Origin of the sequence: unidentified bacterial endosymbiont (assembly GCF_918797525.1) — a bacterium.
Lineage (GTDB): Bacteria > Pseudomonadota > Gammaproteobacteria > Enterobacterales > Enterobacteriaceae > Enterobacter.
In genome coordinates, this window is sequence record NZ_OU963893.1 from 3894408 (window position 1) to 3921406 (window position 26999).

At 51.3% G+C, this 26999-nt stretch carries 23 protein-coding genes, 2 tRNA genes and 2 rRNA genes; 4 read left to right on the forward strand and 23 right to left on the reverse strand.

All coding sequences use genetic code 11. The annotated features are described in order from the left end of the window. Positions 1–57: 57 nt before the first annotated feature. The 16 genes from NL510_RS18715 to dnaQ all read right to left on the reverse strand — a co-directional run bounded on the left by NL510_RS18715 (position 58) and on the right by dnaQ (position 16450). Positions 58–744 (reverse strand): fimbrial biogenesis chaperone, encoded by a 687-nt coding sequence (locus NL510_RS18715; protein ID WP_253379189.1) that lies wholly within the window; start codon positions 742–744, stop codon positions 58–60. Positions 745–821: 77 nt separating this feature from the next. Then, a complete protein-coding gene (locus NL510_RS18720) occupies positions 822–1343 on the reverse strand; it encodes a fimbrial protein (RefSeq protein WP_253379191.1) in 522 nt (173 codons plus the stop codon). Positions 1344–1837: 494 nt separating this feature from the next. Continuing rightward, positions 1838–2386, reverse strand: a complete 549-nt coding sequence (locus NL510_RS18725) for a tyrosine-type DNA invertase (protein ID WP_253379194.1) — start codon at positions 2384–2386, stop codon at positions 1838–1840. A gap of 717 nt (positions 2387–3103) precedes the next feature. Then, the gene (locus tag NL510_RS18730; protein ID WP_253379196.1) at positions 3104–3838 is read right to left on the reverse strand and encodes an SDR family NAD(P)-dependent oxidoreductase; all 735 of its coding nucleotides are present in this window, start codon (positions 3836–3838) and stop codon (positions 3104–3106) included. Positions 3839–3841: 3 nt separating this feature from the next. Beyond that, positions 3842–4090 (reverse strand): acyl carrier protein, encoded by a 249-nt coding sequence (locus NL510_RS18735; protein ID WP_253379198.1) that lies wholly within the window; start codon positions 4088–4090, stop codon positions 3842–3844. A gap of 46 nt (positions 4091–4136) precedes the next feature. Further along, the gene (locus NL510_RS18740; RefSeq protein ID WP_253379200.1) at positions 4137–4949 is read right to left on the reverse strand and encodes a MaoC/PaaZ C-terminal domain-containing protein; all 813 of its coding nucleotides are present in this window, start codon (positions 4947–4949) and stop codon (positions 4137–4139) included. Then, the gene (locus NL510_RS18745; RefSeq protein WP_253379202.1) at positions 4949–6220 is read right to left on the reverse strand and encodes a beta-ketoacyl-[acyl-carrier-protein] synthase family protein; all 1272 of its coding nucleotides are present in this window, start codon (positions 6218–6220) and stop codon (positions 4949–4951) included. Before NL510_RS18745 ends, NL510_RS18740 begins: the two co-directional genes overlap by 1 nt. A 3-nt stretch (positions 6221–6223) precedes the next feature. Then, positions 6224–7618, reverse strand: a complete 1395-nt coding sequence (locus NL510_RS18750) for an efflux transporter outer membrane subunit (RefSeq protein ID WP_253379204.1) — start codon at positions 7616–7618, stop codon at positions 6224–6226. Next, a complete protein-coding gene (locus NL510_RS18755; RefSeq protein ID WP_253379205.1) occupies positions 7615–9561 on the reverse strand; it encodes a MacB family efflux pump subunit in 1947 nt (648 codons plus the stop codon). The genes NL510_RS18750 and NL510_RS18755 overlap by 4 nt, the downstream gene beginning before the upstream one ends. Beyond that, the gene (locus NL510_RS18760) at positions 9554–10651 is read right to left on the reverse strand and encodes an efflux RND transporter periplasmic adaptor subunit (RefSeq protein ID WP_253385008.1); all 1098 of its coding nucleotides are present in this window, start codon (positions 10649–10651) and stop codon (positions 9554–9556) included. The genes NL510_RS18755 and NL510_RS18760 overlap by 8 nt, the downstream gene beginning before the upstream one ends. A gap of 86 nt (positions 10652–10737) precedes the next feature. Next, complete coding sequence (locus tag NL510_RS18765; protein WP_253379206.1) at positions 10738–12879, reverse strand: peptidase domain-containing ABC transporter; 2142 nt, start codon at positions 12877–12879, stop codon at positions 10738–10740. Positions 12880–12942: 63 nt separating this feature from the next. After that, positions 12943–13890: an ABC transporter gene (locus NL510_RS18770; RefSeq protein WP_436298546.1), complete on the reverse strand. Its 948-nt coding sequence runs from the start codon at positions 13888–13890 to the stop codon at positions 12943–12945. Positions 13891–13892: 2 nt separating this feature from the next. After that, the gene (locus NL510_RS18775) at positions 13893–14564 is read right to left on the reverse strand and encodes a DsbA family protein (protein ID WP_253379212.1); all 672 of its coding nucleotides are present in this window, start codon (positions 14562–14564) and stop codon (positions 13893–13895) included. A 142-nt stretch (positions 14565–14706) separates the two neighbouring features. Beyond that, positions 14707–14898, reverse strand: coding sequence for a DUF4762 family protein (locus NL510_RS18780; protein ID WP_119935421.1), 192 nt, complete (start codon positions 14896–14898; stop codon positions 14707–14709). Positions 14899–15510: 612 nt separating this feature from the next. Next, positions 15511–15587: transfer RNA gene (locus NL510_RS18785), tRNA-Asp, on the reverse strand. A 131-nt stretch (positions 15588–15718) separates the two neighbouring features. Next, positions 15719–16450: a DNA polymerase III subunit epsilon gene (gene dnaQ / locus NL510_RS18790; RefSeq protein ID WP_253379213.1), complete on the reverse strand. Its 732-nt coding sequence runs from the start codon at positions 16448–16450 to the stop codon at positions 15719–15721. Between the two features lie 64 nt (positions 16451–16514). Between dnaQ and rnhA the strand changes: the two genes are divergently transcribed. Beyond that, on the forward strand, positions 16515–16982 hold the full coding sequence (gene rnhA, locus NL510_RS18795) for a ribonuclease HI (RefSeq protein WP_253379214.1): 468 nt from the start codon (positions 16515–16517) through the stop codon (positions 16980–16982). Here rnhA and NL510_RS18800 read toward each other — a convergent pair whose 3' ends face one another. After that, positions 16983–17699 (reverse strand): class I SAM-dependent methyltransferase, encoded by a 717-nt coding sequence (locus NL510_RS18800; RefSeq protein ID WP_253379216.1) that lies wholly within the window; start codon positions 17697–17699, stop codon positions 16983–16985. It lies immediately after the preceding gene. A 32-nt stretch (positions 17700–17731) separates the two neighbouring features. Here NL510_RS18800 and gloB point away from each other — a divergent pair, with 32 nt between their 5' ends. After that, the gene (gene gloB, locus NL510_RS18805; RefSeq protein WP_253379218.1) at positions 17732–18490 is read left to right on the forward strand and encodes a hydroxyacylglutathione hydrolase; all 759 of its coding nucleotides are present in this window, start codon (positions 17732–17734) and stop codon (positions 18488–18490) included. A 68-nt stretch (positions 18491–18558) separates the two neighbouring features. Further along, positions 18559–19923: a murein transglycosylase D gene (gene mltD, locus NL510_RS18810; protein ID WP_253379221.1), complete on the forward strand. Its 1365-nt coding sequence runs from the start codon at positions 18559–18561 to the stop codon at positions 19921–19923. Between the two features lie 51 nt (positions 19924–19974). Here the strand turns inward: mltD and NL510_RS18815 are convergent, their stop codons facing one another. Continuing rightward, on the reverse strand, positions 19975–20748 hold the full coding sequence (locus NL510_RS18815) for a class I SAM-dependent methyltransferase (RefSeq protein ID WP_253379223.1): 774 nt from the start codon (positions 20746–20748) through the stop codon (positions 19975–19977). Between the two features lie 77 nt (positions 20749–20825). Then, positions 20826–21626 carry an endonuclease/exonuclease/phosphatase family protein gene (locus NL510_RS18820; protein WP_253379225.1) on the reverse strand — a complete coding sequence of 267 codons (801 nt, stop codon included), beginning with the start codon at positions 21624–21626 and terminating at the stop codon, positions 20826–20828. A 256-nt stretch (positions 21627–21882) separates the two neighbouring features. Between NL510_RS18820 and yafC the strand changes: the two genes are divergently transcribed. Further along, positions 21883–22788: a DNA-binding transcriptional regulator YafC gene (gene yafC, locus NL510_RS18825; RefSeq protein WP_253379227.1), complete on the forward strand. Its 906-nt coding sequence runs from the start codon at positions 21883–21885 to the stop codon at positions 22786–22788. A 28-nt stretch (positions 22789–22816) separates the two neighbouring features. Here the strand turns inward: yafC and dkgB are convergent, their stop codons facing one another. From dkgB to NL510_RS18845, 4 genes are all read right to left on the reverse strand, one after another. Beyond that, a complete protein-coding gene (gene dkgB, locus NL510_RS18830; RefSeq protein WP_253379229.1) occupies positions 22817–23620 on the reverse strand; it encodes a 2,5-didehydrogluconate reductase DkgB in 804 nt (267 codons plus the stop codon). 163 nt (positions 23621–23783) lie between these two features. Beyond that, positions 23784–23860 (reverse strand) — tRNA-Asp (locus NL510_RS18835). A 54-nt stretch (positions 23861–23914) separates the two neighbouring features. Further along, positions 23915–24030, reverse strand: a 5S ribosomal RNA gene (gene rrf / locus NL510_RS18840). Positions 24031–24092: 62 nt separating this feature from the next. Beyond that, a 23S ribosomal RNA gene (locus NL510_RS18845) occupies positions 24093–26999 on the reverse strand.

The window sequence follows — 26999 nt, forward strand, 5'->3', positions numbered from 1 at the left end:
GGGGCGTGCATTCATCACTTCCTTATAGACGGACGTAACCGTACCCTGACAGCGAGGTCAGATATTGCTCGTCAACGCTTTGCTGGTACCGCCATAGTCATTAATAAACTGCCAGGTGAGTGCTCCTCCAGCGACATTGGCTGGCAACTCAAATGTGGCCTGCGATTGCGGCGCGACCATGTTGGCGCTCTTCACTGCCGCACCGTTGATTTTGACGTTGAAGAAGGTGATGTAATGCGCAGACGGATTGTTTACCTGAAGCTGGTTACCGGTGCGTTTCCAGGTGAGGGTGTTCGCCGCTTCTTCAAGCGTGCTTTTTACCCCGGCCGGACGAAAAATCAGTTTGATGCGCGTTTTCACCGCAATTTGCAGCGTGTTTTGTTGCTTCTGTGCAGAAGGTATAGATTTGATATTCAGCCAGAACAGTGACTCTTTGGTTTCTGGCAGAGAGCCACCCGCGCGAACCACCCGCAAAATGTTCTGCTGATTGCCGTCCAGGCGGAATAAAGGTGGAGTGACAATAAACGGCGCTTTACTTGCCTGTGCGCCCGCGCTGGCTTCCCCGCCGTCCACCCAGGACTGGATTAAGTAAGCGTTTTTGTCAGGATTACTGATATTGATGGCAGACTCTTTTTTAGCGCCGTCGTAGATCAGACGCGTTCCACCAACCACTACACCCGCCTGCACTACTGTGCTGAAGGTCATTAATACTACTGCCACCGCTGCTGCGCGCCATGTATTCATGGTGTTCCTACCTGTCTTAAACATTCAAAAAGACCAGAGGCATTCATTGCCCCTGATCTGATTTAGCTCTATCGAAATTACTGATAAACGACAGTGAACTGAGTTACACCGTTCGCATCACCCACGGTGACTGCATCAGTCAGAGAGATGTAGCGAGCGCTGAAGTCCAGGTTGTTAGGACCGGTGCTAACCAGAGGGTAAACAGAGGAGTCTTCGTACAGTGGAACCACTTTGTTCTGGCTGTCAGAGATCTGAATACCAACGCCAGTTGCAGTGCTGTCACCTTCGGTCAGTGCCAGAATGCTGTTATCACCAGAAACCTGGTTGCCATCGAAACGTACGGTAGCGCCAGTTACGGTGTCCGGGCAGTTAGTCAGTACCAGGGTGAATTTCTTAGCCGCAGCCAGAGAACCTGCTACCGGGAAAGCAGTACGAGCGATGTTGCCCAGGAACACATTCTGGTTCTGAGAAGCGGTATCGATAGTACAAGCAGCATCAGTGATGGTGCCGGTGAAGTTAACTGCGCCGTCAGCAGCGAAAGCAGAAGAAGCAACGGCTGAAGAAGCCACCAGAGCAATAGCAAGAAGAGTCTTTTTCACGAGAATTATCCTATAAACAATGAAAAACGATATACCTGTTTAAGCGGCTATCGAATTAGTTATGACAAAACCATCTGTCATTCCTTTATTTAGTTCATGAGTTTCCGCCTCAAGTAATAAATCGCTGTTCGGTTGTAGCCAAAAGCAAAACGATTCATTTTGAACTAAAGTGACTCCTTTGGTTTTTTATTCCAAATACCAATGATTAGTTAGCGCAATACTCCGCACCACCATGATTTAACAGGTTTTTATGGATATATTTTTTGCTCGATTGTAAAATCTGATTTGCACCGTGCTGGTGGTATAAGAAAAAACCGAGAGGGAAGGGGCGGGCTAAATATAGCGAAATCTCACATAACGCATTGAAAGATAAATATTAACGGCGATTTAGACTGCAATAATACATTGTGAGTTGACAGAAATTTACCAGTTCACTACAGTATGTTCCAATTTAGTTCAAAATGACTCCCTTGAAATAATTAATTACATCTCAATCACCAGACTTCTTTGAAGCGATTAGCGTTGCTTGCAGTATAGATAACCGTATTTTGTATATTACGATGACCTAAATAATCCTGAATTAAGCGAGTATCAATTCCTCTGTCAGCCAGCGCAAAACCACAACCGTGTCTTAACATATGGGGATGAGCGTTTATTGTCAGATTCGCCGCCTGACTATAATTTCTGATTAACCAGTAAATTCGTTGCCGGGATAACTTTGCCCCTCGGTTAGAAAGAAATAACCAGTCGGTATCCGCTCCGCGATATTGTTTTCTTTTATTCATCCAAAGCATTAATGATTTCCGTTCACGTCGGTAAAGCGGGTGAACGGTTGAAAAGCCATTTTTTAATCGATGGATATAGATATTATTACCTTCTATATCGATATCGGACAGGCGCCAACTACTGATTTCACTGACCCTACAGCCATGGATGAAGCACATCCAGATCAGGCAGTAGTCCCGCTCCGCATGCTTACCGCGCAGCGTGGCCTCAAGCAGTTTTTCAACTTCGAATGGCGTCAGATATTTGCGATTTTTCATAGTGCCCCTTTATGTTCATGGTGGTCCCAGATAAGCATTGATTTCGGTGGCACTCACCTAAAAAATGCCATTCTGATATTCAAATTTTTCTCTCCGGGAAAAGAGAGAGATTATTATGCTTTGTATAATAATAGCGCTAAGTTAACTCGACGAGTTTATAAAACCTCCTTAGGATAAGGCATAAATATAAAAATGCAGGCAATCCCAATATACGTCTTAAATGGCAATACAGCAAATAAAAGGGATTAAAAGAGGCTCTGAAAGGTCAAATCAGAAAGGGATATATGCTTATAGACAAAAAGTAACCGTGCGGCGGCTTTAAATATTGTACATATTTCGACCTGACGATGAATAACTCTCGTCAGTGTACAGATGGTTAAAGAAACGCCAAAAATGCATTATTTCTCGTTTATTTCGCCTCTTTTAAGGCTTCTGGAGGGATTTTATTGCGTTTACAACACAATTTTTATAAGGATTTTTCTGAGAATTGCTCCGCAACTTTCTTCAGGATAAGGGGATAAATTTTCACGAACGGTGACGAATGGCTGCGATAAGCACACTTTTTCGCCTGTGGTGAGGGGGAATTTTTTGCGGTGAGCTTAGGGTGGGGGCAAGATGGCAGAGATAAGGACAGGAACAACCTGAGGAATGGTCGGGAACAAAAAAAAACAGGACGTATGAGGTCCTGTTTGCGTTATGCAGAATGAAGCGACGGGATCAGGCAGAAAGCCCGCCGTCAAGAATGAGGGTTTGCCCGGTCATGTAGGTGCTCTCATCACTGACAAGCCATGCCGCTGCGGCGGCCACTTCGTCCACTCTCCCGAAGCGTTTCATCGGGATCGTTTTTCGTAGCTCTATGCGTTTTTCTTTCGGTATCTGGCTCATAATTTCAGTGTCAATGTAGCCCGGCAGCAGGCAATTGACGCGTACGCTAAATCGCCCTAGCTCGATCGATAATGTTCGCGCCAAACCGATCATCGCCGCTTTGCTTGCACCGTAGGCGCTTTGACCGCTGTTACCTTTTATGCCCGTCACCGATGACATCAACACCACCGAGCCTCCGCCCTGCATCATCATGGGTTCGAGCAGCAGATGGTTCCAGTAAAATAGGGCATTAAGGTTGGTGTCCATCACCTGACGCCAGTTTGCCGGACTTTGATGAATGTGAAGAGCATCCAGGGTAATACCGGCATTGTGTACGACACCTGAAGGTGCGCCATAGCGCGCCAGCAGATCAGCGGCCAATCGGCTCACCGCCTGCTCATCACTACCGTCGCATTGATAGCCTTCCACCGTACCGGGCAAGTTCTCACATGCGCGCTCCACGTCATGCGCCGCATGGCTATCCTTGCACCAGGTGAAGACCACGTTCCACTGTTTTGCCAGACGCAGTACCGTAGCACGTCCTATTCCACGGCTTCCGCCGGTGACTAAGATCCATTGATTACGCATAGCTTATTGACTTTTTTCGCTGAGATATTGACACAACTCACCCAGAGTCATGTTGACATTATTAATGAAGACATCGGCTTCAATCGCCACACCAAACTCTTTTTTCGCCAGTACCATCAGTTCTACGTAGTCCAGGCTATCGAGTTTAAGTTGATACAGCGGCATCTCAGGAGAGAGAGAGTCCATCTCCAGATCTTTTGCATCACACAGCATCTCGCAAACCTTGCTATAAACTTCATCATATTGCGCCATGTTTTATTCCTTTAATGTAGTCAGTTAATAATATTAATGGTCTGTCTTAATCGGCCAGCGGCCCGGTTTTTAGCGTTGCCGAGACAGAAATCAGCGGTTGATTGGCCCGCCATGCCTCAATGCCCGTCACCAAAACCAGTCCGGCCTCTTTTTCGCCCATAACCAGCGTTGGCAGGACGGAATAATGTAAAGGTTCACTTGCTGAATCTGGGTCCGCATCTTCCAGCAGCAGCGGAGAAAAACAGGTTTCGTGGTGGGTTTGAACCACCCGCGCAAGCCTGAAAACGTCGCATAAACTGGTCGCCTTATGCCCGGGTATAATACTTTGTACGGTTTCAAGCGTTTCCGGCGCGTTGACCAACTGGCGGAACAGCACCGCATCAAAAAAGCTCCACAACGGCGCATTCTGAGACTCTACCGTCTGGAATTGACGGTACAGCGTGGAGAGTGCCTCCCCTCGCACTGTGTTCGCCTGCGTGATCGGGCTTAGCGCCAGGGGTTTACTCTCACTGAGCTTGCTGCTCATACTCAGAGCCTGAGTTTGCGCGTGACGTAATTTGCCGGTGACCTGCTGCACCCCCTCAGACTGCGTCTCACTTAACGCAAGGTGATAAGGTTTTTCGCATGCCACGGGTTCGCGCAAACGACAACTGAAAAGCAGACCACCTGTCGACAATGTGTGCTTTTGCAGTGCCCGGCTGAGAGCTGATTTCACATCCAGCATCGCGCGCATGCCATGAACGCAAACGTCCTCCATGCCCAGATGCTTCGCCTCGACGGCATCAAAATGAATCGGATTGTAGTCTTTGGAAAATGCCGCCCAGCGTTCAGCATCGCGCAGCGTGTAGTGCAGAGACATTATTGCCCCCGTCCGATGACCAGTGCCGCATTTGCCCCGCCGAATCCGAAGCTCAGATTGAGCGTCAGCCTGAGCGCGGCAGGACGGTGGATATTGGGGACATAGTCCAAATCGCAGGCCGGGTCTGGCGCATCAAGATGGCAGGTGGCAGGCATGATCTGGTGCTGCAGAGCCTGCAGACAGACGATAGATTCAAAGCTGCCCGCTGCGGCAATCAGATGGCCGGTATAGGATTTGGTGCTTGAGCATGGCGTGGCGTAGGCCGCCTCTTCGCCCAGCGCAATTTTGATGGCCTCGGTTTCATTAAGATCGTTTAACGGAGTGGACGTACCGTGCGCATTGATGTAATCCAGATCGCTGGCCTTAATGCCTGCCTGGCTGAGCGCACGGCGGATGGTCTGCACCCGGGCAATTTTATCCTCGGCCGGCGCGGTGAAATCAAAGGCGTCAGAGTAATTCCCGTAGCCGAGAATTTCGCCAAGAATGGTTGCGCCACGCGCAATGGCTGACTCATACTCTTCCAGACATAACACCGCTGCCCCTTCACTGAGGACAAAGCCGTTACGGTGCTGGCTGAACGGACAGCAGGCACGGGTTAGCTCCTCTTGCTCGCTTGCCAGTGCGCCGAGAATATCAATATTCCACACCGCCGAATCAGAACGCAGAGACTCTCCCGCCCCCGCCAGCATCATGTTTGCGCGACCGTTACGGATCAGCTCAAACGCGTCACCAATGGCGATGGTTCCGGTTGCGCAGGCGGCGACTGGCGTATTTTGATACCCTCGCAGTCCCCAGAGAAGGCTGACGGCGGCGGTGGCGGCGTTGGGCATAGAGAAGAAACAGCCGAAAGGCGATCCCACACCCGTACGCATATAGTCTTCATAATGAAGCTGGGTTTCGTCCTGCCCCGCCCAGCCGGTGCCCATGACGACACCGCAATCACGTAGATCGTAATATTGCTCGGGCTTTTCGTCACCAAAGGCCATTTGCATCGCTTCGCGCGCAGAGGCCAACGTCAGGCGCGCGTAACGCGGCAGGCGACGACGGATCGCTGCCGGTACGCCCTTGAGCGATGGCTCCTCATCGATCAGCCCGTAAAAGCGAGATTTGATCCCTGCAGCCGATTTGTCGCAGTAGCGATATCCGGGTTGGTAGTTCATGATGGCCGTCCAGCTTTCAGCGGAATTCATCCCCAGCGGGGTGACCGCGCCATAGCCGGTGACCACCACCCGACGTGGCAAGTTCGTGGTCTTTAAAATGTCCGTTTGCATGATTTATCCTTGTTGATTCACTGTGTCGTTTTCCCCGCCCCCCAGCGCCAGCCAGAGTTTCATCGTGGAATACAGATAGTTGTATTGGGTTTTCACCAGCGTGTTTTCGCTGTCCAGCAATGTGTTTTGCGCATCGAGCAGCGTTTGGTAAACCACGGCTCCGTGGCGATACTGGCTTTCCACCAGCTTCAGTCGTTGCTGGCTTAGCGCCAGATCGTCCAGTTGACGCTGTTTTTCCTGCTGCCAGGTCAGGCGCTGTGACATGGCGTTGTCGATATCCTGCAGGGCGCTATAAGAAGCCTTCCTGAACTGGATCGCCGCGGTTTGGACATCCAGGCCGGACTTTTCGATGGTCAGACGCACCTTGTTCCACTGGATGAACGGCAGCTCCACCGCCGAACCCAGGGTTCTGACCGGATTACTGAACCACTGCTGAAACACTGACGCCCCCGCGTTTAGCGATGCATTGAGCGTCAGTGAGGGATAAAAGCTCAACCGCGCTACATCCGACCCGGCCAACGCCGCCCGAAGATTAAGTTCTGCCGATTGCACATCAGGCCTTTTGGCAATCACCTCCAGCGGCAGGCGCTGGGCCACCGGCACGCTTTGATGAATATCAAGCGCGTGTCGCTCAGCGGCGTACTGACCCGGCGGACGGCTGAGTAAAATCGCCAGCGCATTGCGGCTTTCGTCCCGCTGCTGATAGAGATCTCGCAGGCTCACTTCCCGGCTGAGTACGGTTTGCTGCGCTTGCAGGTAATCAAGCTGGCCGAGATCGCCTGCGCGCCAGCGTGAGGTCACCATCTCCAGCGTGTCTTCAGCGATGCGCAGACTGTGCTGCATATTTGCGATTTGCTGATTCAGGCTGGCAAGTTGCCAATACAGCTGCGACGTTGTGCCAATAAGCGTTAGCGCGGTCGCCCGCAAATCCTGTTCCGATACCTTTGCCAGCCAGTCGGACTGCTCACGCGTGCGCGCCAGTTTTCCCCACAGATCCAGCTCATACGCGGCCGTCAGGGCGGTGCTGTAATTCTCCGTTGGCGTGGTATTACGGCGTAAGTTCTGAGCGTTACTGGCACTGGCGTTGGCGCTGAAATCCGGCGTCAGGTTGAGATCTGATATGCCTGCTGTAAGCAGCGCCTGCTTGAGCTTTATGCCTGCCAGCGCCAAATCGTCATTACTTTGCAGGCTGGCCACGATAAGACCTGACAGTTGTGGATCGCCAAAGTTGTCCCACCAGTGCGGCGTAAATTTCGCCACACCTTCACCGGTATCCTGCACGCGCCAGGCGTCAGGGACTGAAAGCAGCGGCCGTTGATACTCGCTCTTGAGAGCCTGGCCGCAGCCGGTAAGCATTAGCGCCATCAGCGCCGTTGAAAGTAAATTGCGCTTATTCATTCTCGTGCCAGCGCCTCCGTCGGGTGCAAACGGGCAGCGTTGCGTGCCGGGAAAAAGCCAAATCCCAGCCCGATAAGTGCGGAGAATCCGCAGGCCAGAAGGATCGGCGGCCAGGTGAAAATCATGGTGAATTCCTGGGTAACCAGAGAGAAGATCAGCCCCGCCACGCCCGAGCCGACAATGCCGATCAGGCCGCCGAGGGTGCAAATCACCATCGCTTCGATCAGGAACTGGCGCATAATATCGACCGGGCGAGCCCCCACCGAGAGACGAATGCCAATTTCGTGTGTTCTTTCCGTGACGGAAACCAGCATGATGTTCATCACCCCGACGCCCCCCACCAGAAGAGAGATCCCGGCAATGGCGGTAATCAGCAGAGTCATCGACTCCGACGTTTTGCGGATCGTTTTCGTCAGCTGATCATTGGTCATGGTAAAGAAGTCACGCTTGCCGTGGGCGGAATCGAGCAGTTGTTCTACCTGTTGCTGAGCAACCTCAATGGGGTAACCGTCCACAATGCGCAGAGTTATTGACTGCAGGGGCGTATCACCTGACATACGTTCCAGCAGCGAGGTATAGGGGATCCATGCGGCGAGCTGTTCGCCGATATACTTCGGCCCTTTTTTATCCGCCACGCCAATGATCCGGAAGGGGACGCCGGACAACTGAATAATTTCGCCCAGCGGATCCTGCCCCTCGCCAAACAGCGTGCTGCTGATGTTTGGATCGATAATGACCACCGGCTCCCGATCGTCGAGATCGCGAGGCGTAAAACGGTTTCCGCCAACAAAATGCAGACCCTGGACGCGAAAGAAACCATTGCTGACGCCAGACAGAGAGACCAGAACCTGTTTTCCTCCGCGGATCGCTCTTACGGTTTTACTGACCACCGGAGAAAGGCTATCGATGTAAGGCTGCTTGCCGAGGAGTTCTACGTCGTCCAGAGTCAAAGAACGCTCAAAATCAGGACGCGGCTGATCCCAACCCAGGCCGGGCTGGATCTCGATGGTGCTGGTCCCCAGTTGGCTTATCTGGCTCAGAATGTTTTGTCGCGCCCCTTCCCCCACCGCCATAGACGAGACGACGGAAGAGATGCCGATAATAATGCCAAGCATTGAGAGGAACGCCCGAATACGGTGGCCCAGCAGAGAACGCCACGCCATGCGTACCGCCTCTTTAACGCTCTGCCAGAGCGGCGTACGCCCGGTGGTGGCAATAGTCGGTAACGCCTGGGATGTCACCTGCGGGATGGCCGGGTTGACGCGATCGGCGACAATCTGGCCATCATGGATTTCAACAATGCGCTGGCACTGCTCTGCGATACTCCGGTCGTGGGTGACAATGATAAGCGTGTGCCCGGCCTGATGCAGGCCATGCAAAACGGCCATCAGCTCCTTACCGCTGGTACTGTCAAGTGCACCGGTAGGCTCGTCCGCGAGAATAACCGGCGCACCGTTCATCAGGGCGCGAGCGATACTGACGCGCTGCTGCTGACCGCCGGAAAGCTGAGCAGGCCGGTAGTGCATACGGTTACCTAAACCTAAACGGTTTAGCAGATACTCTGCCCGCGAATGACGCTCGTTTGCCGGCATATCCGTATATAACGCCGGGATCGTGACGTTCTCAATGGCCGTCAGGTAGGGCATCAGGTGGTAGCGCTGAAAAATAAACCCAAGATACTGACTACGGAGCTGCGCCAGTTGTTCGCTACTGGCCACCTGAGTAGACACATCCATAATGCGCATTTCGCCTTCCGAGGGCTTATCAAGGCAGCCAAGGATATTCATCAGCGTCGATTTACCTGAACCCGATGCGCCGATAATGGCCACCATCTCTCCGGCATGCACGCGCAGGGAAATATCCTTTAGTACGGTGACTGCCGCATTACCCGAGCCAAAGTGGCGATAAATATGCGAAAGCTCGATAACAGGAGTATTAGCCATTTGCGATCCCTGATGAGTTTTGCATCACCACGCGTTCGCCTTCCTGAAGGCCATCAATGACCTGAATATATTGCCTGTCGTTGATCCCCACGCGGACCAGCCGTTGTTCCAGGGTCTCTCCCTTCATCACCTGAACATGGTAGCGATCGCCCCCCTGCGGCTGGCCGAGGGCCATGACCGGCAGACGTAACACATTTTTGGCCTGCTCGGTGACGATAAATACCTGTGCCGTCATTGAGGTGCGGAGCAGGTGCTCGGGATTGGGCACGGTGAACACGCCGTTGTAGTACACGGCGGAAGGTTGCTGAGATTGAGCACGCACGCTCTCATCCTGTAAGGCATCGTTGGGGGCATCCTGCAGCGCGCCCATCACGCTCTGGTAACGATGCTTAGGATCGGCAACGACATAGAACGACAGTGGCTGGCCCGGATGCACTTTAAGAATATCGGTTTCTGAAATACGGGTTTGCACGGTCATGGTGTCGACATTGGCCAGCACCAGAATAGTCGGCGCAGTTTGTGATGAGACCACGGTTTGTCCCTCTTTGGTGACAATCCCCAATACCTGGCCATCCACGGGCGCCAGAATACGTGTATAACCCAGGTTGGCTTTCGCGGTTTCCAGCGCCATCTGCGCTTGTACTATCTGCGCGTCGTTGACCTTTATCTGGGCCTTTTGGGTATCCACTTTGGCCTGCGCCTGCTCCAGGTTACTTTTTATGCCGGACCCGTCGCGATCCAGTTGCAGCTGGCGTTTAAGCTCAAGTTGGTACTGGGTTAAGGTGAACTGCGACGCCTGCTTCTGCGCCATCGCACTCTCCAGTTCGGCCTCAGATTTACGCAGTTCGCTCTGTTGCAGCGTGGGGTCAATTTCAGCCAGCAGTTGGCCTTTGCTTACCCGATCCCCAGCGCGGACATACAACTTTTTTAACTGACCGTTAACCTGCGCACCCACGTTTACCTGGGCTGACGGTTTAAGGATCCCGGTCGCCAGCACGGTTTTTTCAATATCACCGCGATCGATGACCTGCGTTATTACCGGCGCGGCGGTGCCAGACATCATGTGATGCACTCCCCACCCGCCAGCCATCAGCAGGAGGAGCACCAGCGCCAACAACGCCAGCAATGCCTTACGGTGACGGGTAGCCAGCACCGGGATCTTTTTTACTGTAAAGCTCACGCCAACTCTCCCTGAGTCTCACTGGCAACGGGCACGTGGTTCTGGAACACGGCGACTTGCCCCTCTTTCAGTTCGCAGACACGGTCAAATAAGGGCAGTGCCGTTTCACTATGGGTGACCGTAATAAGCGTTTTGCCATATTCACGGCAGTGGTCGATGAGGGTCTGCATCACCTGCAATGCGGTTTGTTCATCAAGGTTGGCTGTCGGCTCGTCAAGGACCATAACCGGACAGTCGCTGTACATTGCACGCGCCAGCATCAGCCGCTGACGCTGCCCAAGGGAGAGTGCAGGGTGGCTTTCACGGATCAACGCATTTTGTTTACCCGGCAGGCTATCGATCACCTCGGTAAGGTTCAGTCCGCGTAAGGATTTATCAATGCGCAACTGTTTGACGGCATCGTGGTGACGATCGAACAGCGTGATGTTTTGCAGAACGCTGGTATTAAACAGGATGTCTTCCTGGCTCTGCAGGAAAAAGAGTTTGTACGCCTGGCGCGAGTTCACCGGCTGTCCATCAGCAAGAATCTCGCCTGCCTGAGGGTCAATCAACCCGGCAATGGCTTTCAGGAGCGTACTTTTACCCGCGCCAGATTCACCAACAATAGCCAGGGTTTCACCGCAGAAGACCGTCAGGGAGAGATCCTTGAATACGGGTTTACCTGGCTCATAGGCAAACTGCACGCCACGGTAGCTAAGCTGCTGTTTAAAGTGTGCCGGAGGCGGTAATTCAGCACCGTCCTCGTCTTTTTTTACTGGCGGGAACAGGTCAGCGGCACGGGTATCAATGACATGCAGCTGGTTCTTCTGAAGAATCGAGAAGAAAATTTGCGTAATGTAGGCGGTAAAAATCTGACGCACGAAGCTGTAGGCGAAGAACTCACCTAACGTGATGCGGTTATCTTTCAGCAGCGGTAAAGCAAGAAACATGAAAAAGACCATTTCCAGGCTGCCGATTAGCTGATAGAGGCTGCTTTTCACCTGCTCGTATACTTTTTGTTTCTGTCTGAAGTCAAAAAGAGAGAGAGCATAACCGGCAAACGCCGTCTGACGCTGCCCCTTCAGGCCCGCTGATTTCAGCGTCGCAAAACCCTGAATAGATTCCAGCAGAAAGTCGCTCTGCTCGGCGCTTTTAACCTGAATTTGCTGTGTGTAATAACGATCGCGGAAGATGGCCCATACGCTTACCAGCCCCATTAACGTCACGCCTACTGCAGATATAGCAGCAAGTAGCGGGCTGATGTAGCACATCACCGCTAATGCAATGACGCCAACCACCCAGTCAATTCGCAGGCCGTTATCCAGCTCGATTTTTTGAGCGGCCGCCATCTGCCAGTTGGAGAACCGGCTGTAGATTTCACCCGGGCTGCGCTTTTCGAAGAAGGAGAGTGAATTGTTGAGCAGGCTGGCGAAGCCGCTTACGCTCTGCATCACCACAAATCGCTTAATAAAGCGCTCTGTTACACTACGCACAACAAAGGCCAACAGCGTCGACACGACAAAAGCCAGCAGGTAATAGAAGTAGGGGAACTCCTTTTCACCTCCGGAGGAGAATACGTTGTTGATAGCGGTGCTGACCATGACCGGCATGATAAACAGGGTCAACGAAACCAGGAATGCCAGCAGCATCAGTCGGTAAATACCCGGAATGGCGGCGGTCTGTTTTAGACTCATGCATTCCAGTGCGCGGAAGCGACGGGTGCGCTTATGTTGTTCCACCGTCGGCGTAGCCCCACCGCTCTCCTGGTCGAGTACCAGCGCATAGCCGCTGATTTCTGTTTTCAGTGCGGCAATAGGCAGCAGTTGCTCCCCAATGGCAGGGTTCATTACGCAGACATAGCTGCCCTGCCGATAGGCCAGCAGGACATAATGGCTTGCACCGTAGTGCAAAATAGCCGGTAGAGGGAGTTCGGCAAGCTCGTTAAGATCGAACGCCACCGGGTAGGCCGGAATGGCTAATTCAGCCAGGATGTCGCACATCGTTGAAAGCGCAGTGCCGTGGGATGACGCCGAGAAACGTTCGCGCAGCTCTTCCAGAGGTGCATTAATGCCCTGTGTTTCAGCCAGCATGGAAATACAGGCCAGCGCACATTCATTCGTTTCAGCCTGATAAACTATTTTAGGAATTACATTTTCCATAATTTATACCTCAAAACGCCCTGTTCTTTTCTGTCATTACGCTGGTTTTCTTTCTATGCATTTTTAATCATTTATAAAAAACAGCGAGTGTGAATGCCATAGCATCCAGTCAGTTGAGTGATCACGAATACTGTGTTCAATAATCCGCGGCATTTCAGCTTTCAGATTTTTTGCCGCAACAGGATCATGGATATAAATCTTTAATCCTTTATCAAAATAAAGATGATAAAAGACCACCTTCGCCGACATCATTCTGGCCAACCTGATAATCCCGCTGTGTAAACTGGCCGGGCGGTCAAACAAGCGACAATGTAATTTATCGGCCTGATCTTTACTGGCAAAATGGGTGAAGTCAGGGGTGATATCCGGGAACAAAATGATATTACGTTTGTTCTCCGCCGCCTCCATCACCGATGTCATTAAATTACCGGCAATATTTTTATTATCTTCATGAATCGAACAATAAGTCAGATCTACGCCACCCAACTGTCGCTCGGCTTCGGAATGTGCGTCAGCGCTGCGCGAGGTGATAACCGTAGCTTTTCCGGGATACGCGGCCGCGCCCACCATGGTGGTCAGAACATCCGAAACCATATGCAGTGGAGCCAGTATCACTGGCTGCCCTGCCCGCTGAAGCGGCTCAACCACGCTATTAAGCTGTGCCGAACAGTCTGCCAACTGGCGCAGCAGGCGCCGATTCTGTCCGTAAGTCACCGCCTGAATCAGCAACTGCCGTCTCTGAGTCAGCCAGACATAATTAAATCGTTTTTTATCATTAAGCAGGCATTGACGGTTAGACTCTGCAACCGCTGCTCGCAATTTCACATCGCGTGGTGTCAGTTTCAACAAACGCCTGATATGAGCAAACGCAAACACGATACGATAGTGCAAGCGCCGGAATAATAAGCAATGCGCCCTGTAGCCAATGAGCTGAAGTTTATACGCCAACCATTGACACCTGGCAGTGAAATTCCGCCAAAACAGCGCGCACCACAGGGCATAAAATTTCATATTTACTCCGGTGCTTTACCTGTTTTCAAAATAGACAGCAATTTTTCAGAAAATGACGGGAAATCACGATCCTGAATAGCAACCCATTTTTTAGCAACAATAAAGGTCGGGGTGGCATTGATATCATAATACTGAGTAACACGCGTCATATAATCCAGAAGCTCTTTTACTTGTGCAGACTGGCTAACTTTGCGGTATTCAGCGACATCAATTTTATTCTCTTCCAGCCATGCATCGCGTTTAGCCGGGTCACCTAAATCAATGTGATTCTTCATCACCGCATCATAAGCGCTCTGGCGATGCGCTTCTTCAATGCCCATGACCTGAAGGGTTGCGAAGACGGGAGCATAGCGTGCCAGGCCACCCTGATTATCCAGGCTAAAATGCAGGCGAACGAGCTTTTTGCCCGCTGGCATACTTTTTTCCAGCGCTTCTACATTTGCTTCGTTAACGGCACAATAATGGCAACCATACGAGAAAATCTCAATAATGTCTTGTCCATCCGCTATTGGGCTTTTACTCAATTTATCAGCCGAGATCGACGTTAACACCTGCTGCCCATCCTCGCTGGTCTGATTTAAAACGAAAGTATGGAACCAGGCGGTGGTAATCACTGCTGAAATAACCGCGACAAAAACGGTATAAGCCAGCACGTAGAGGATTCTTTTTTTCATGTGAGGTGTATAATCCTGAAGATGATAATACGAAGACTGCTTTCAAGAATACTTATTAGAGGGGCGTTGTATCAGGAATACAACGCCCATAAGAATAACGGGTTAAGAACCTTACTCTTATTTAATGAAGAACTAAGATTTCTTAGCCTACGTTACCGCAGTTGATGATTGCTGCAGCAGTGAAGGTTTTAGTCACAACGCCATTTTTGTCAGTACAGGTTTTCACTGCGTTACAAACAGTAGCGTCGCCAACCAGATTCAGTTCGAAGCTGTTAACACAAGTAGTAGTACCACCAACAACTGCGCTTGCTTCAGACATATTGATCTTTTTCATCTGTGATTTCCTTATTTAATTATTAAGAGTATGTAGTTTGAGCTAATATTTTCTGGCATATAAAAAATTATATGCCATGCAGAAATGACATATATCGTTATCATTTCCTCTCCGTATAACGACAATGCTGAACATAATGTTTCAGTACGTCATTACCGGATAGGGCGCATAGTAGTAGTGTTTTTTTGAATAGGCAATATGCTGAAACTGCTGTTATCTGGCAAAACTGCCAGCATTACCGCCATTTACACCAGATAATTCTTACATTAAATACACTCCATCTCCGACAATAAAAAATATCCCCTACCCTATTAAAGATCTCCCCCATCATTCGCACAGGATATTTCTTAGGAAAAGCCAGGTCATCAGGATCGTAAAGCTGAAATTTTTTTTAAATTTTTTCTGTGCCCGGCACCAGGGGTAAGAATCTTACGGATTTCACGCAACGTCATGCGCTTTGAGAGAGAAAAGGGATACGTTAAGAAGGTTGGCGCGTGAAAGGTATCAGAAGCTCGCTCTGGCCCGGCAAAGCAAACCACCGTCCTGGGGTTCTGTGTAGAACCAGAGAAATGAAAAAAAGGCCATGCTATGAAATAGCATGGCCTTGAATAGTGGCGGAACGGACGGGACTCGAACCCGCGACCCCCTGCGTGACAGGCAGGTATTCTAACCGACTGAACTACCGCTCCACTGTTCCCGTTTGGGGAACGAGGCGAATATTACGGTTTGCCTCCGAACTCGTCAACGCTTTTTCTTAGCTTTTGAATCGTTTGCTGCAAAAATCGCCCAAACGATGATTTTGCACGCATCCTGAGGCGATTTAAGCTCGCCAGAGGCAGCTTCCGCCCTTCTTCTGCACTAAATCCAGACGGGATTCATGATCAAGGCGCTCAGCATCGCTGGCTAAAATAACCCGCAAGCGGTTAGCCTGGCGGATAACCCGCTGAATACCCGCTTCACCCTGCTGTTGCTGAGATTCGTTATCCGTACTGAATTTCATTGATGTCTGGCCGCCGGTCATCGTCAGGAAGACGTCTGCCAGAATCTGGGCATCGAGCAATGCGCCGTGCAGCGTTCGCTTGGTGTTATCTATTTCATAGCGCGAGCAGAGGGCATCAAGGCTATTACGCTTGCCAGGAAACATTTTCCTTGCCAGCGCCAGGCTATCGGTCACTTTGCAGAAGGTGTTCGTTTTCGGAATATCACGATGGAGTTTACTGAACTCATAGTCCATAAAGCCGATATCGAACGATGCGTTATGGATGACCAGTTCTGCGCCTTTAATGTATTCCAGGAACGCGTCCGCCACGTCTGCAAAGGTAGGCTTATCCAGCAAGAACTCATCGGCGATACCGTGAACGCCGAAAGCTTCAGGATCCACCAGACGATCGGGTTTGAGGTAGACGTGAAAGTTATTCCCCGTAAGGCGACGGTTCACGACTTCTACGGCACCAATCTCAATGATCTTGTGCCCTTCGTAGTGCGCGCCTATCTGATTCATACCCGTGGTTTCGGTATCGAGGACAATCTGGCGAGTAATTGCAGTGCTCATAGCGGTCATTTATGTCAGACTTATCGTTTAACTGAACGTTTCAAATACAGGAAGTCTACCAGAGATGCGTAAACAGGTAGAAATTTTCACCGATGGATCTTGCCTTGGCAACCCGGGTCCCGGCGGTTATGGTGCCATTATGCGCTATCGTGAGCACGAAAAAATATTTAGCGAAGGTTATTTTCTGACCACCAACAACCGTATGGAGTTGATGGCCGCGATTGTGGCACTGGAAGCGTTAAAAGAGCACTGCAACGTAGTGCTAAGTACCGACAGCCAGTATGTGCGCCAGGGCATTACGCAGTGGATACATAACTGGAAAAAGCGCGGCTGGAAAACGGCTGAGAAGAAGCCAGTCAAAAATGTCGATCTGTGGAAACGTCTTGATGCGGCGCTGGGCCAGCACCAAATCAAATGGGAGTGGGTGAAAGGCCACGCCGGTCACCCGGAGAACGAACGTTGCGACGAGCTGGCCCGCGCGGCGGCCTCAAATCCCGGGCATGAGGACGTTGGCTACCAGCCAGAATCCTGATTAGGGTTTTCGGTACTGACGCGTTGCGCCTACCGTCTGGCGGATCTGGGCTTTGGATTTACTCTGCTTCATCGGGTTTAGCGTAAGGGGAATGGTCCGCTTACGCGCTACGATGAACTGCATGCATCCTAAAGCAGGTAAATGAGTACTTAACACTACGCCACCTTTTCTTGCCCAGGGGAGCACGTGAAACCCGCCGTAGCTGAGCACTTCGAAGTTCAGCAATGAAAGCCAGTCGAGCTGACGCGTCATGGTGAACATGCGGCTATTATAGGGTGGCGTGCGGCGTAACACGGGCACCAGCTTGCGTACCCCCATCAGGCTAAGGGGATTAAACCCGCTGATCATCAGCCAGCCGTCATCGATCAGCACGCGATCGGCCTCGCGTAGCAGGCGGTGAGGATCGCTGCACCAGGGCAACATATGAGCGAGCACACACGCGTCAACCGATTTTTCGGCAAACGGAAGATGCAATGGGTCCGCTTTCACATGAACGGGCGCCCCGCCGAGGGAAACGTTGACCTGATGCGAGATAGCGCAGCTTTCGGTGTTGATTTCCGCGCTGAGATTGCCAATCTTAAGCAGGTGAAACCCGTACATTTTCGCGAGCCAGGGCTTCAACTGTTGCTCTAGCGCTTCACGATAGTATTCACCCCAGGGCAATTCCGCCCAACGTTCCGGTGCTGAGACAATCTGAGGTATCCTTGCCGGTTTCATCAACACTTCCGCCACGCAGTAAGAGGTAATGTATGAATCTTATCAGTATTCCTGCTTTTCAGGACAATTACATCTGGGTTTTAGTTGACGACGATCGTCGGTGCATTATTGTCGATCCCGGTGAATCTACGCCGATCCTGCAGGCTATTCAGCAAAATGGCTGGCAGCCGGAAGCCATTCTCCTCACCCATCATCATAACGATCACGTCGGCGGCGTTACTGAGCTGCGTGCTCAATTTCCACACCTTGTGGTTTACGGACCGGCAGAGACACAAAATAAAGGAACAACATGCCTGGTCGAAGACGGCGAAAACCTCCTCATTCTGAGGACGGCGTTTTCCGTTTTTGCCACGCCGGGTCACACTTCCGGACATCTTTGTTACTACAGCAAACCTTATCTTTTTTGCGGCGATACGCTATTTTCCGGAGGCTGCGGAAGATTATTTGAAGGCACGCCCGCTCAAATGTATCAATCTTTACAAAAGATTAATGCGCTGCCAGACGATACTCTCATATGTTGCGCACATGAGTATACATTAGGAAATATGACGTTTTCTATGAGCCTCTTGCCCAGGGATCCTGCGATTCAAGATTATTACCAGAAAGTTAAGGAGTTACGTGCAAAAAACCAAAAAACGCTCCCTGTATTGCTTGAAAATGAGCGCAAAAATAATGTTTTTTTAAGAATTGATGATATTGATTTAATTGAAAAAATTAACCAAGAAACAAATTTGCAACAACCTGAGGAGCGATTTGCATGGTTAAGGTCAAAGAAAGATAACTTCAGATAATTGCAGGTTGCCTTTTCAAAATTTCGCCGTTATCATCGCTCGTCTTTTAAGCAACTATTGACACACACATGAAGGCAAAAGCGATATTACTCGCCTCTGTCCTGCTTGTAGGTTGCCAGTCGCAAAACGGCAGCAATGTACAGCAGCATGCACAGAGCCTTTCTGCAGCTGGTCAAGGGGAAGCAGGGAAGTTTACAAGTTCAGCGCGCTGGATGGACGATGGGACATCATTCGCGCAAGAGCAGAATTTGTGGGCCTCTATTAGCGACGAGCTGAAGATGGGAATTCCGGAAAACAACCGGATTCGCGATCAGAAACAGAAGTATTTGAGAAATAAGAGCTATCTCCACGATGTAACGTTACGGGCAGAGCCGTATATGTACTGGATAGCCGGGCAAGTTAAGAAACGTAACATGCCTATGGAGCTGGTACTCCTACCCATAGTGGAGAGCGCTTTTGACCCACATGCAACGTCTGGTGCCAATGCCGCAGGTATTTGGCAAATCATTCCGAGCACAGGGCGCAATTATGGTTTGAAACAGACCCGCAGCTACGATGCGCGTCGCGATGTTGTCGCTTCTACGACAGCCGCTCTCGACATGATGCAACGTCTGAATAAGATGTTTGACGGTGACTGGTTGTTAACGGTCGCTGCGTATAACAGCGGTGAAGGTCGTGTAATGAAGGCAATGAAAGCAAACAGGGCGCATGGTAAATCCACCGATTTCTGGTCGCTTTCACTGCCGCAGGAAACGAAGATTTACGTACCGAAAATGCTGGCCTTGAGCGATATTCTCAAGAACAGTAAGCGTTACGGTGTACAACTGCCAACACCAGATGAAAGTCGTGCACTGGCGCGTGTTCGCCTCAGCAGTCCGGTTGATATTCAACAGGTTGCTGATATGACGGGTATGTCGGTGAGTAAATTAAAAACCTTTAATGCCGGTGTTAAAGGCTCAACGCTGGGGGTTAGCGGCCCACAGTACGTCATGATCCCGCAGAAACATGCCGATCGGTTACGTGAGTCTTTAGCTTCTGGTGAGATTGCTGCAGTTCAGTCCACGCTGATTGCAGATGCCTCACCGGTAAGTAGCCGCATCTATAAGGTTCGTTCAGGCGATACGCTTTCTGGCATTGCATCGCGTCTTGGCGTGACGGCAAAAGATCTGCAGCAGTGGAACAACCTGCGCAGCTCAGGCCTCAAAGTGGGTCAGACACTGACGATAGGTGCGGGTAGTAGCGCACAGCGTCTCGCCAACAACAGCGATAGCATTACCTATCGCGTGCGTAAGGGTGATTCGCTGTCCAGTATCGCAAGGCGACACGGCGTAAACATCAAGGATGTGATGCGCTGGAACGATGGTACTGACAATCTGCAGCCTGGCGACCAACTGACGTTGTTTGTAAAAAACAACGCCACGCCAGACTCCTGATAGCATGACCTGATACAAAAAAGGCACCGTTTCCTCCGGTGCCTTTTTTATTTAGCCTGCTTTCTGTGCTTCTGCCATGATGGTATCACTGGTAAATGACCCCTCTTCCAGTAGCTCAAAATAGGCTTTGATTTCCGCTGAGGCACTCTCCTGATACAACCGTATCGCCTGGCTCAAGGCGTCTGGCGTACGCATACGCGCAATCCATGACGTGAACTCCAGCGGCAGACGATCGGTTATCAATGAGCGGGTGATCAATCCTGCTTCAGTAATGAGCGATAACCATTCACCACTGGAATAGTTTTGTACATGCGAGGAATCACGCAGCGCTTCTACCGTTTGCAGCCAGATATTACGTACAGGATGCCCGGGGGACATCACGTCCATGATGATGAAAATCCCTCCCGGCTGGAGCACGCGTTTGACTTCCCGCAAGGCCTGACCGACATCATGCCAGTGATGCGCAGAATAGCGGCTAATGACCACCTCAAAAGAGGCATTGTCAAATGGTAAAGATTCGGCATAGCCCTGACGCGTGGCAACGTTTTTAAGCCCCTTCGCTTTTGCTGCCTCTGCGACCACCTCCAGCATTTGACTGCACAAATCATATGCTGTGACCTGAGCAACTTGCTGCGCGGCCGTAAAGCTTGCATGCCCTGCTCCACAGCCCAAATCCAGCACGTGCGCCTGGGAGAATGCTGACAGACGTTCACCGAGACGCACCAGATCGCGTCCTGACGCGTGCACGGCACTGCTCAAATAAGCGCTTGCCTGAGAGCCAAACTGTTTTTCTACGTTGTCATGATGGGAGTGTGTTGTTGTCATCCTGCTGTCCTTTTATGGGATAGAATATAAAGGGCAGCTCCCGTACAGACCTGCCCCGCGGCAGACCTGACTCACCATTACTTATCAGGTTTGCCGGGACTGAATTCAACGAGTAGAGGGTTGTGATCGGAGGCACGAGTGACCAGAACGGAGGCACCATGCACACTCAATCCGCGATAGAAGACAAAATCGAGAGGACGGCCAAACGCTTTTTTACGCTGGTCATCGTTAAAACGGACTTCACGCAGCGACATTTCGCGCGCAAAGCGATACAGCGCATTCATGCGCGGACGACTCCAGGCATTGAAATCCCCGGCCATAATGATTGGGCCGCTGTGATGGGCAATCTGGTCGCCAATAGGAAGTAACTGCTTACTGTATACATCTACTCCAAGGCTAAAGTTTACCGCATGGATATTCACCACCATCAGCATTCTGCTGTCCGGCAGAGGATAAACGGTCACCAGCGCCGACTTTGCCAGTCGCAGGATAGGCTCTCGTTCACGCAACGGACAACAATAGACTGGATGAGCGGCAGAAAGTGTCATCACGCCGGAGGGATGCTGGGGTAAGACGAACGCCGGAACCTGATCGGCAGCAAGATAGTTAGTGGTCGCAAACCTGACCAGCTCAGGTGTGGTTTGCGCCTCCTGGAGCAGGACCAGATGCGCATCCTTACCAAAATTTTTGAGCACGGATAACCATTCCGCACGCTGTTGCTTAAAGATATTCCAGACCAGTACCCGGATTTTATCATCGCTGCTTAAAGGAGTACCGGCGGGTAATGCCTGGTTGATGCTCGCAAAAGAGCCCGGAGGTAAAATCCTCTCCGCTGGCATTCCGGCAACATAGCGCATGGCATAGGTATTTTTTCGCACTTTTGGAAACGACCTCTGTAACTTAGACCAGCCCGGAAAACGGACGGTTCTAATGTTATAGGGATTTTAGGTCACACTTTCAACGCTATTTCTTTGAAACCGCTTTCCAGATTTGTAAGCAACCGCTTACTTCTGTCATGTACCGTCGTATTAATGACGGCGGCATTGCCCGGATTAAGATGACATCAAGCATGCGCCAGTGGTTAAATAACAAAAATGGACAAAATTAAAATTGAATTTTGCAGGTGATGCAACAATGAAAGCAACCTCGGAAGAGCTAACCACTTTTGTCGCCGTCGTTGAAAGTGGCAGTTTTAGCCGTGCGGCGGAACAGCTGGGACAGGCAAACTCAGCCATCAGCCGCTCGGTGAAAAAGTTAGAGATGAAGCTTGGCGTGAGTCTGCTAAACCGAACGACGCGGCAGCTTAGCCTGACAGAAGAAGGTGAACGCTATTTCCGTCGCGTGCAGTCTGTGCTGCAGGAGATGGCCGCCGCGGAGACCGAGATTATTGAATCCCGCAGTACGCCGCGCGGGCTGCTGCGTATCGATGCGGCAACACCGGTGGTGCTGCATTTTCTGGTGCCGCTGATAAAGCCTTTCCGTGAACGTTATCCGGAGATAACGCTCTCATTGGTTTCCTCCGAAACCTTTATCAACCTTATCGAAAGGAAAGTCGATGTCGCGATCCGGGCCGGAACCCTAACGGACTCGAGCCTGCGTGCTCGCCCCCTGTTTGCAAGCTACCGTAAAATTATCGCATCACCGCAGTATATTGCGGAGCATGGAACACCAGATACCGTAGAAGCGTTGAAGCAGCACCTGTGTCTGGGTTTTACGGAACCCGTGTCGCTGAATACCTGGCCTGTCGCCTGTCATGACGGCCAGCTTCATGAAGTGATTTGTGGAATATCGTCCAACAGCGGGGAGACGTTAAAGCAGCTGTGTCTTGAAGGGAACGGAATCGCCTGTTTGTCCGATTATATGATTGATAAAGAAATTGCGCGTGGTGAGCTTGTGGAGGTGATGGCGGATAAACGTCTGCCAGTAGAGATGCCTTTCAGCGCCGTTTATTACAGTGACAGGGCGGTAAGTACGCGCATTCGCGCCTTTATCGATTTTCTGAGCGAGCACCCTCACACAATTCCCGCAGGCGCTGTGTGAGGATATAGGGTACAGCAGACAGAAAAGATTAATCCCACTCAGGCGCTAAGCCTTCCGGGCTGACCAGACGGTCATTGCAATCCAGTGCGGCTATCGTCTTTTTATCTTCTTCATCGAGCTGGAGATTCTGTGCTAACAGGTTGCTGGCCAGATTTTCGCGCCGGGTTGAGGAAGGAATAACGGCATAGCCTTCTCCCATCGCCCATGCCAGGATCACCTGCGCCGCCGTGGCATTATGCTTCTCAGCAATTCGTATAATGGCCTTATCTTTTAATGCTTTTCCATAAGCCAGCGTCATGTATGAGGTGATGTGGATACCCTGTTGTTTGGCCCACTTAACCACTTTACGGTTTTGCAGATAGGGAGACAGCTCAATCTGATTGGTTGCAATATTTCCGGCCCCCAGTGCTGCAATAGCTCTTTCCATCAACGGGATAGTGAAGTTTGATATCCCAATCTTACGCGTTAATCCCTGCGCTTTCGCGTCCAGCAGCGCCTGCATGAACTCGTCAACTGAAACGGTATCGTTTGGTGACGGCCAGTGGATCAGAGTGAGATCCACGTAATCAGTACGCAGTTTTTTCAGGCTCTCTTTCAACGCGGGAATCAGCTTATCTTTGCTGAGGTTCTCAATCCAGATTTTGGTAGTAATGAAAAGCTCGTCGCGTGCCACACCGCTTTCTTCAATAGCCTGACCTACAGCGGCTTCATTTTCATAAATCTGCGCCGTATCAACCGCACGATAGCCAAGTTCAAGCGCAGTTTTTACCGACTCGATAACAACGTCGTCTTTCAGGCGGAAAGTGCCCAGACCAAATGCAGGGATAGCCATGTCATTCCTCTTTACTTGTTATGTTCGTAAGTTGAAGAGGATTATCGCGAGTGAGGTTATATAGAAAAAGAGCGAAAAATTCAGAGGATTTTTGCTGATTTAGCAACAATAAAGCGCTAGATAAAAAAAAAACCCTGAGCGTGAGCTCAGGGCTTCTAATAAGTGGCGGAACGGACGGGACTCGAACCCGCGACCCCCTGCGTGACAGGCAGGTATTCTAACCGACTGAACTACCGCTCCACCGAAGACTTCTGTAACCACCGGATTATGCACCGGCTTACCACTTAATTTGATGCCTGGCAGTTCCCTACTCTCACATGGGGAGACCCCACACTACCATCGGCGCTACGGCGTTTCACTTCTGAGTTCGGCATGGGGTCAGGTGGGACCACCGCGCTACAGCCGCCAGGCAAATTCTTTATCTGTATCAGGCTGAAAATCTCTCTCTCCGCCAAAACAGCTTCGGCGTTGTAAGGTTAAGCCTCACGGTTCATTAGTATCGGTTAGCTCAACGTATCGCTACGCTTACACACCCGACCTATCAACGTCGTCGTCTTCAACGTTCCTTCAGGACTCTCAGAGAGTCAGGGAGAACTCATCTCGGGGCAAGTTTCGTGCTTAGATGCTTTCAGCACTTATCTTTTCCGCATTTAGCTACCGGGCAGTGCCATTGGCATGACAACCCGAACACCAGTGATGCGTCCACTCCGGTCCTCTCGTACTAGGAGCAGCCCCCCTCAATTCTCCAGCGCCCACGGCAGATAGGGACCGAACTGTCTCACGACGTTCTAAACCCAGCTCGCGTACCACTTTAAACGGCGAACAGCCGTACCCTTGGGACCTACTTCAGCCCCAGGATGTGATGAGCCGACATCGAGGTGCCAAACACCGCCGTCGATATGAACTCTTGGGCGGTATCAGCCTGTTATCCCCGGAGTACCTTTTATCCGTTGAGCGATGGCCCTTCCATTCAGAACCACCGGATCACTATGACCTGCTTTCGCACCTGCTCGCGCCGTCACGCTCGCAGTCAAGCCAGCTTATGCCATTGCACTAACCTCCTGATGTCCGACCAGGATTAGCTGACCTTCGTGCTCCTCCGTTACTCTTTGGGAGGAGACCGCCCCAGTCAAACTACCCACCAGACACTGTCCGCAACCCGGATTACGGGTCTACGTTAGAACACCAGCCATTAAAGGGTGGTATTTCAAGGATGGCTCCACGCAGACTGGCGTCCACGCTTCAAAGCCTCCCACCTATCCTGCACATCAAGGACCAGTGTTCAGTGTCAAGCTATAGTAAAGGTTCACGGGGTCTTTCCGTCTTGCCGCGGGTACACTGCATCTTCACAGCGAGTTCAATTTCACTGAGTCTCGGGTGGAGACAGCCTGGCCATCATTACGCCATTCGTGCAGGTCGGAACTTACCCGACAAGGAATTTCGCTACCTTAGGACCGTTATAGTTACGGCCGCCGTTTACCGGGGCTTCGATCAGGAGCTTCGCCTTACAGCTAACCCCATCAATTAACCTTCCGGCACCGGGCAGGCGTCACACCGTATACGTCCACTTTCGTGTTTGCACAGTGCTGTGTTTTTAATAAACAGTTGCAGCCAGCTGGTATCTTCGACTGGCTTCAGCTCCGTGAGCAAGTCACTTCACCTACGCGCCAGCGTGCCTTCTCCCGAAGTTACGGCACCATTTTGCCTAGTTCCTTCACCCGAGTTCTCTCAAGCGCCTTGGTATTCTCTACCTGACCACCTGTGTCGGTTTGGGGTACGATTTCGTGTTACCTGATGCTTAGAGGCTTTTCCTGGAAGCAGGGCATTTGTTACTTCAGCACCGTAGTGCCTCGTCATCACACCTCAGCGTTAATAAGGTACCGGATTTACCTGGAACCTCCGCCTGCATGCTTAAACCGGGACAACCGTCGCCCGGCTAACATAGCCTTCTCCGTCCCCCCTTCGCAGTAACACCAAGTACAGGAATATTAACCTGTTTCCCATCGACTACGCCTTTCGGCCTCGCCTTAGGGGTCGACTCACCCTGCCCCGATTAACGTTGGACAGGAACCCTTGGTCTTCCGGCGAGCGGGCTTTTCACCCGCTTTATCGTTACTTATGTCAGCATTCGCACTTCTGATACCTCCAGCACCCCTCACAGGCCACCTTCAACGGCTTACAGAACGCTCCCCTACCCAACAACGCATACGCGTCGCTGCCGCAGCTTCGGTGCATGGTTTAGCCCCGTTACATCTTCCGCGCAGGCCGACTCGACCAGTGAGCTATTACGCTTTCTTTAAATGATGGCTGCTTCTAAGCCAACATCCTGGCTGTCTGGGCCTTCCCACATCGTTTCCCACTTAACCATGACTTTGGGACCTTAGCTGGCGGTCTGGGTTGTTTCCCTCTTCACGACGGACGTTAGCACCCGCCGTGTGTCTCCCGTGATAACATTCTTCGGTATTCGTAGTTTGCATCGGGTTGGTAAGCCGGGATGGCCCCCTAGCCGAAACAGTGCTCTACCCCCGAAGATGAGTTCACGAGGCGCTACCTAAATAGCTTTCGGGGAGAACCAGCTATCTCCCGGTTTGATTGGCCTTTCACCCCCAGCCACAGGTCATCCGCTAATTTTTCAACATTAGTCGGTTCGGTCCTCCAGTTAGTGTTACCCAACCTTCAACCTGCCCATGGCTAGATCACCGGGTTTCGGGTCTATACCCTGCAACTTAACGCCCGGTTAAGACTCGGTTTCCCTTCGGCTCCCCTATACGGTTAACCTTGCTACAGAATATAAGTCGCTGACCCATTATACAAAAGGTACGCAGTCACCCCATAAAGAGGCTCCCACTGCTTGTACGTACACGGTTTCAGGTTCTTTTTCACTCCCCTCGCCGGGGTTCTTTTCGCCTTTCCCTCACGGTACTGGTTCACTATCGGTCAGTCAGGAGTATTTAGCCTTGGAGGATGGTCCCCCCATATTCAGACAGGATACCACGTGTCCCGCCCTACTCTTCGAGTTCACAGCAAGTGTGCTTTCGTGTACGGGAGTATCACCCTGTACCCTGCGACTTTCCAGACGCTTCCACTAACACACAAGCTGATTCAGACTCCGGGCTGCTCCCCGTTCGCTCGCCGCTACTGGGGGAATCTCGGTTGATTTCTTTTCCTCGGGGTACTTAGATGTTTCAGTTCCCCCGGTTCGCTTCATTACGCTATGTATTCACATAATGATAGTGTGACGAATCACACTGGGTTTCCCCATTCGGACATCGCCGGGTCAAAGGTTCATATCACCTCGCCGGCGCTTATCGCAGATTAGCACGTCCTTCATCGCCTCTGACTGCCAGGGCATCCACCGTGTACGCTTAGTCGCTTAACC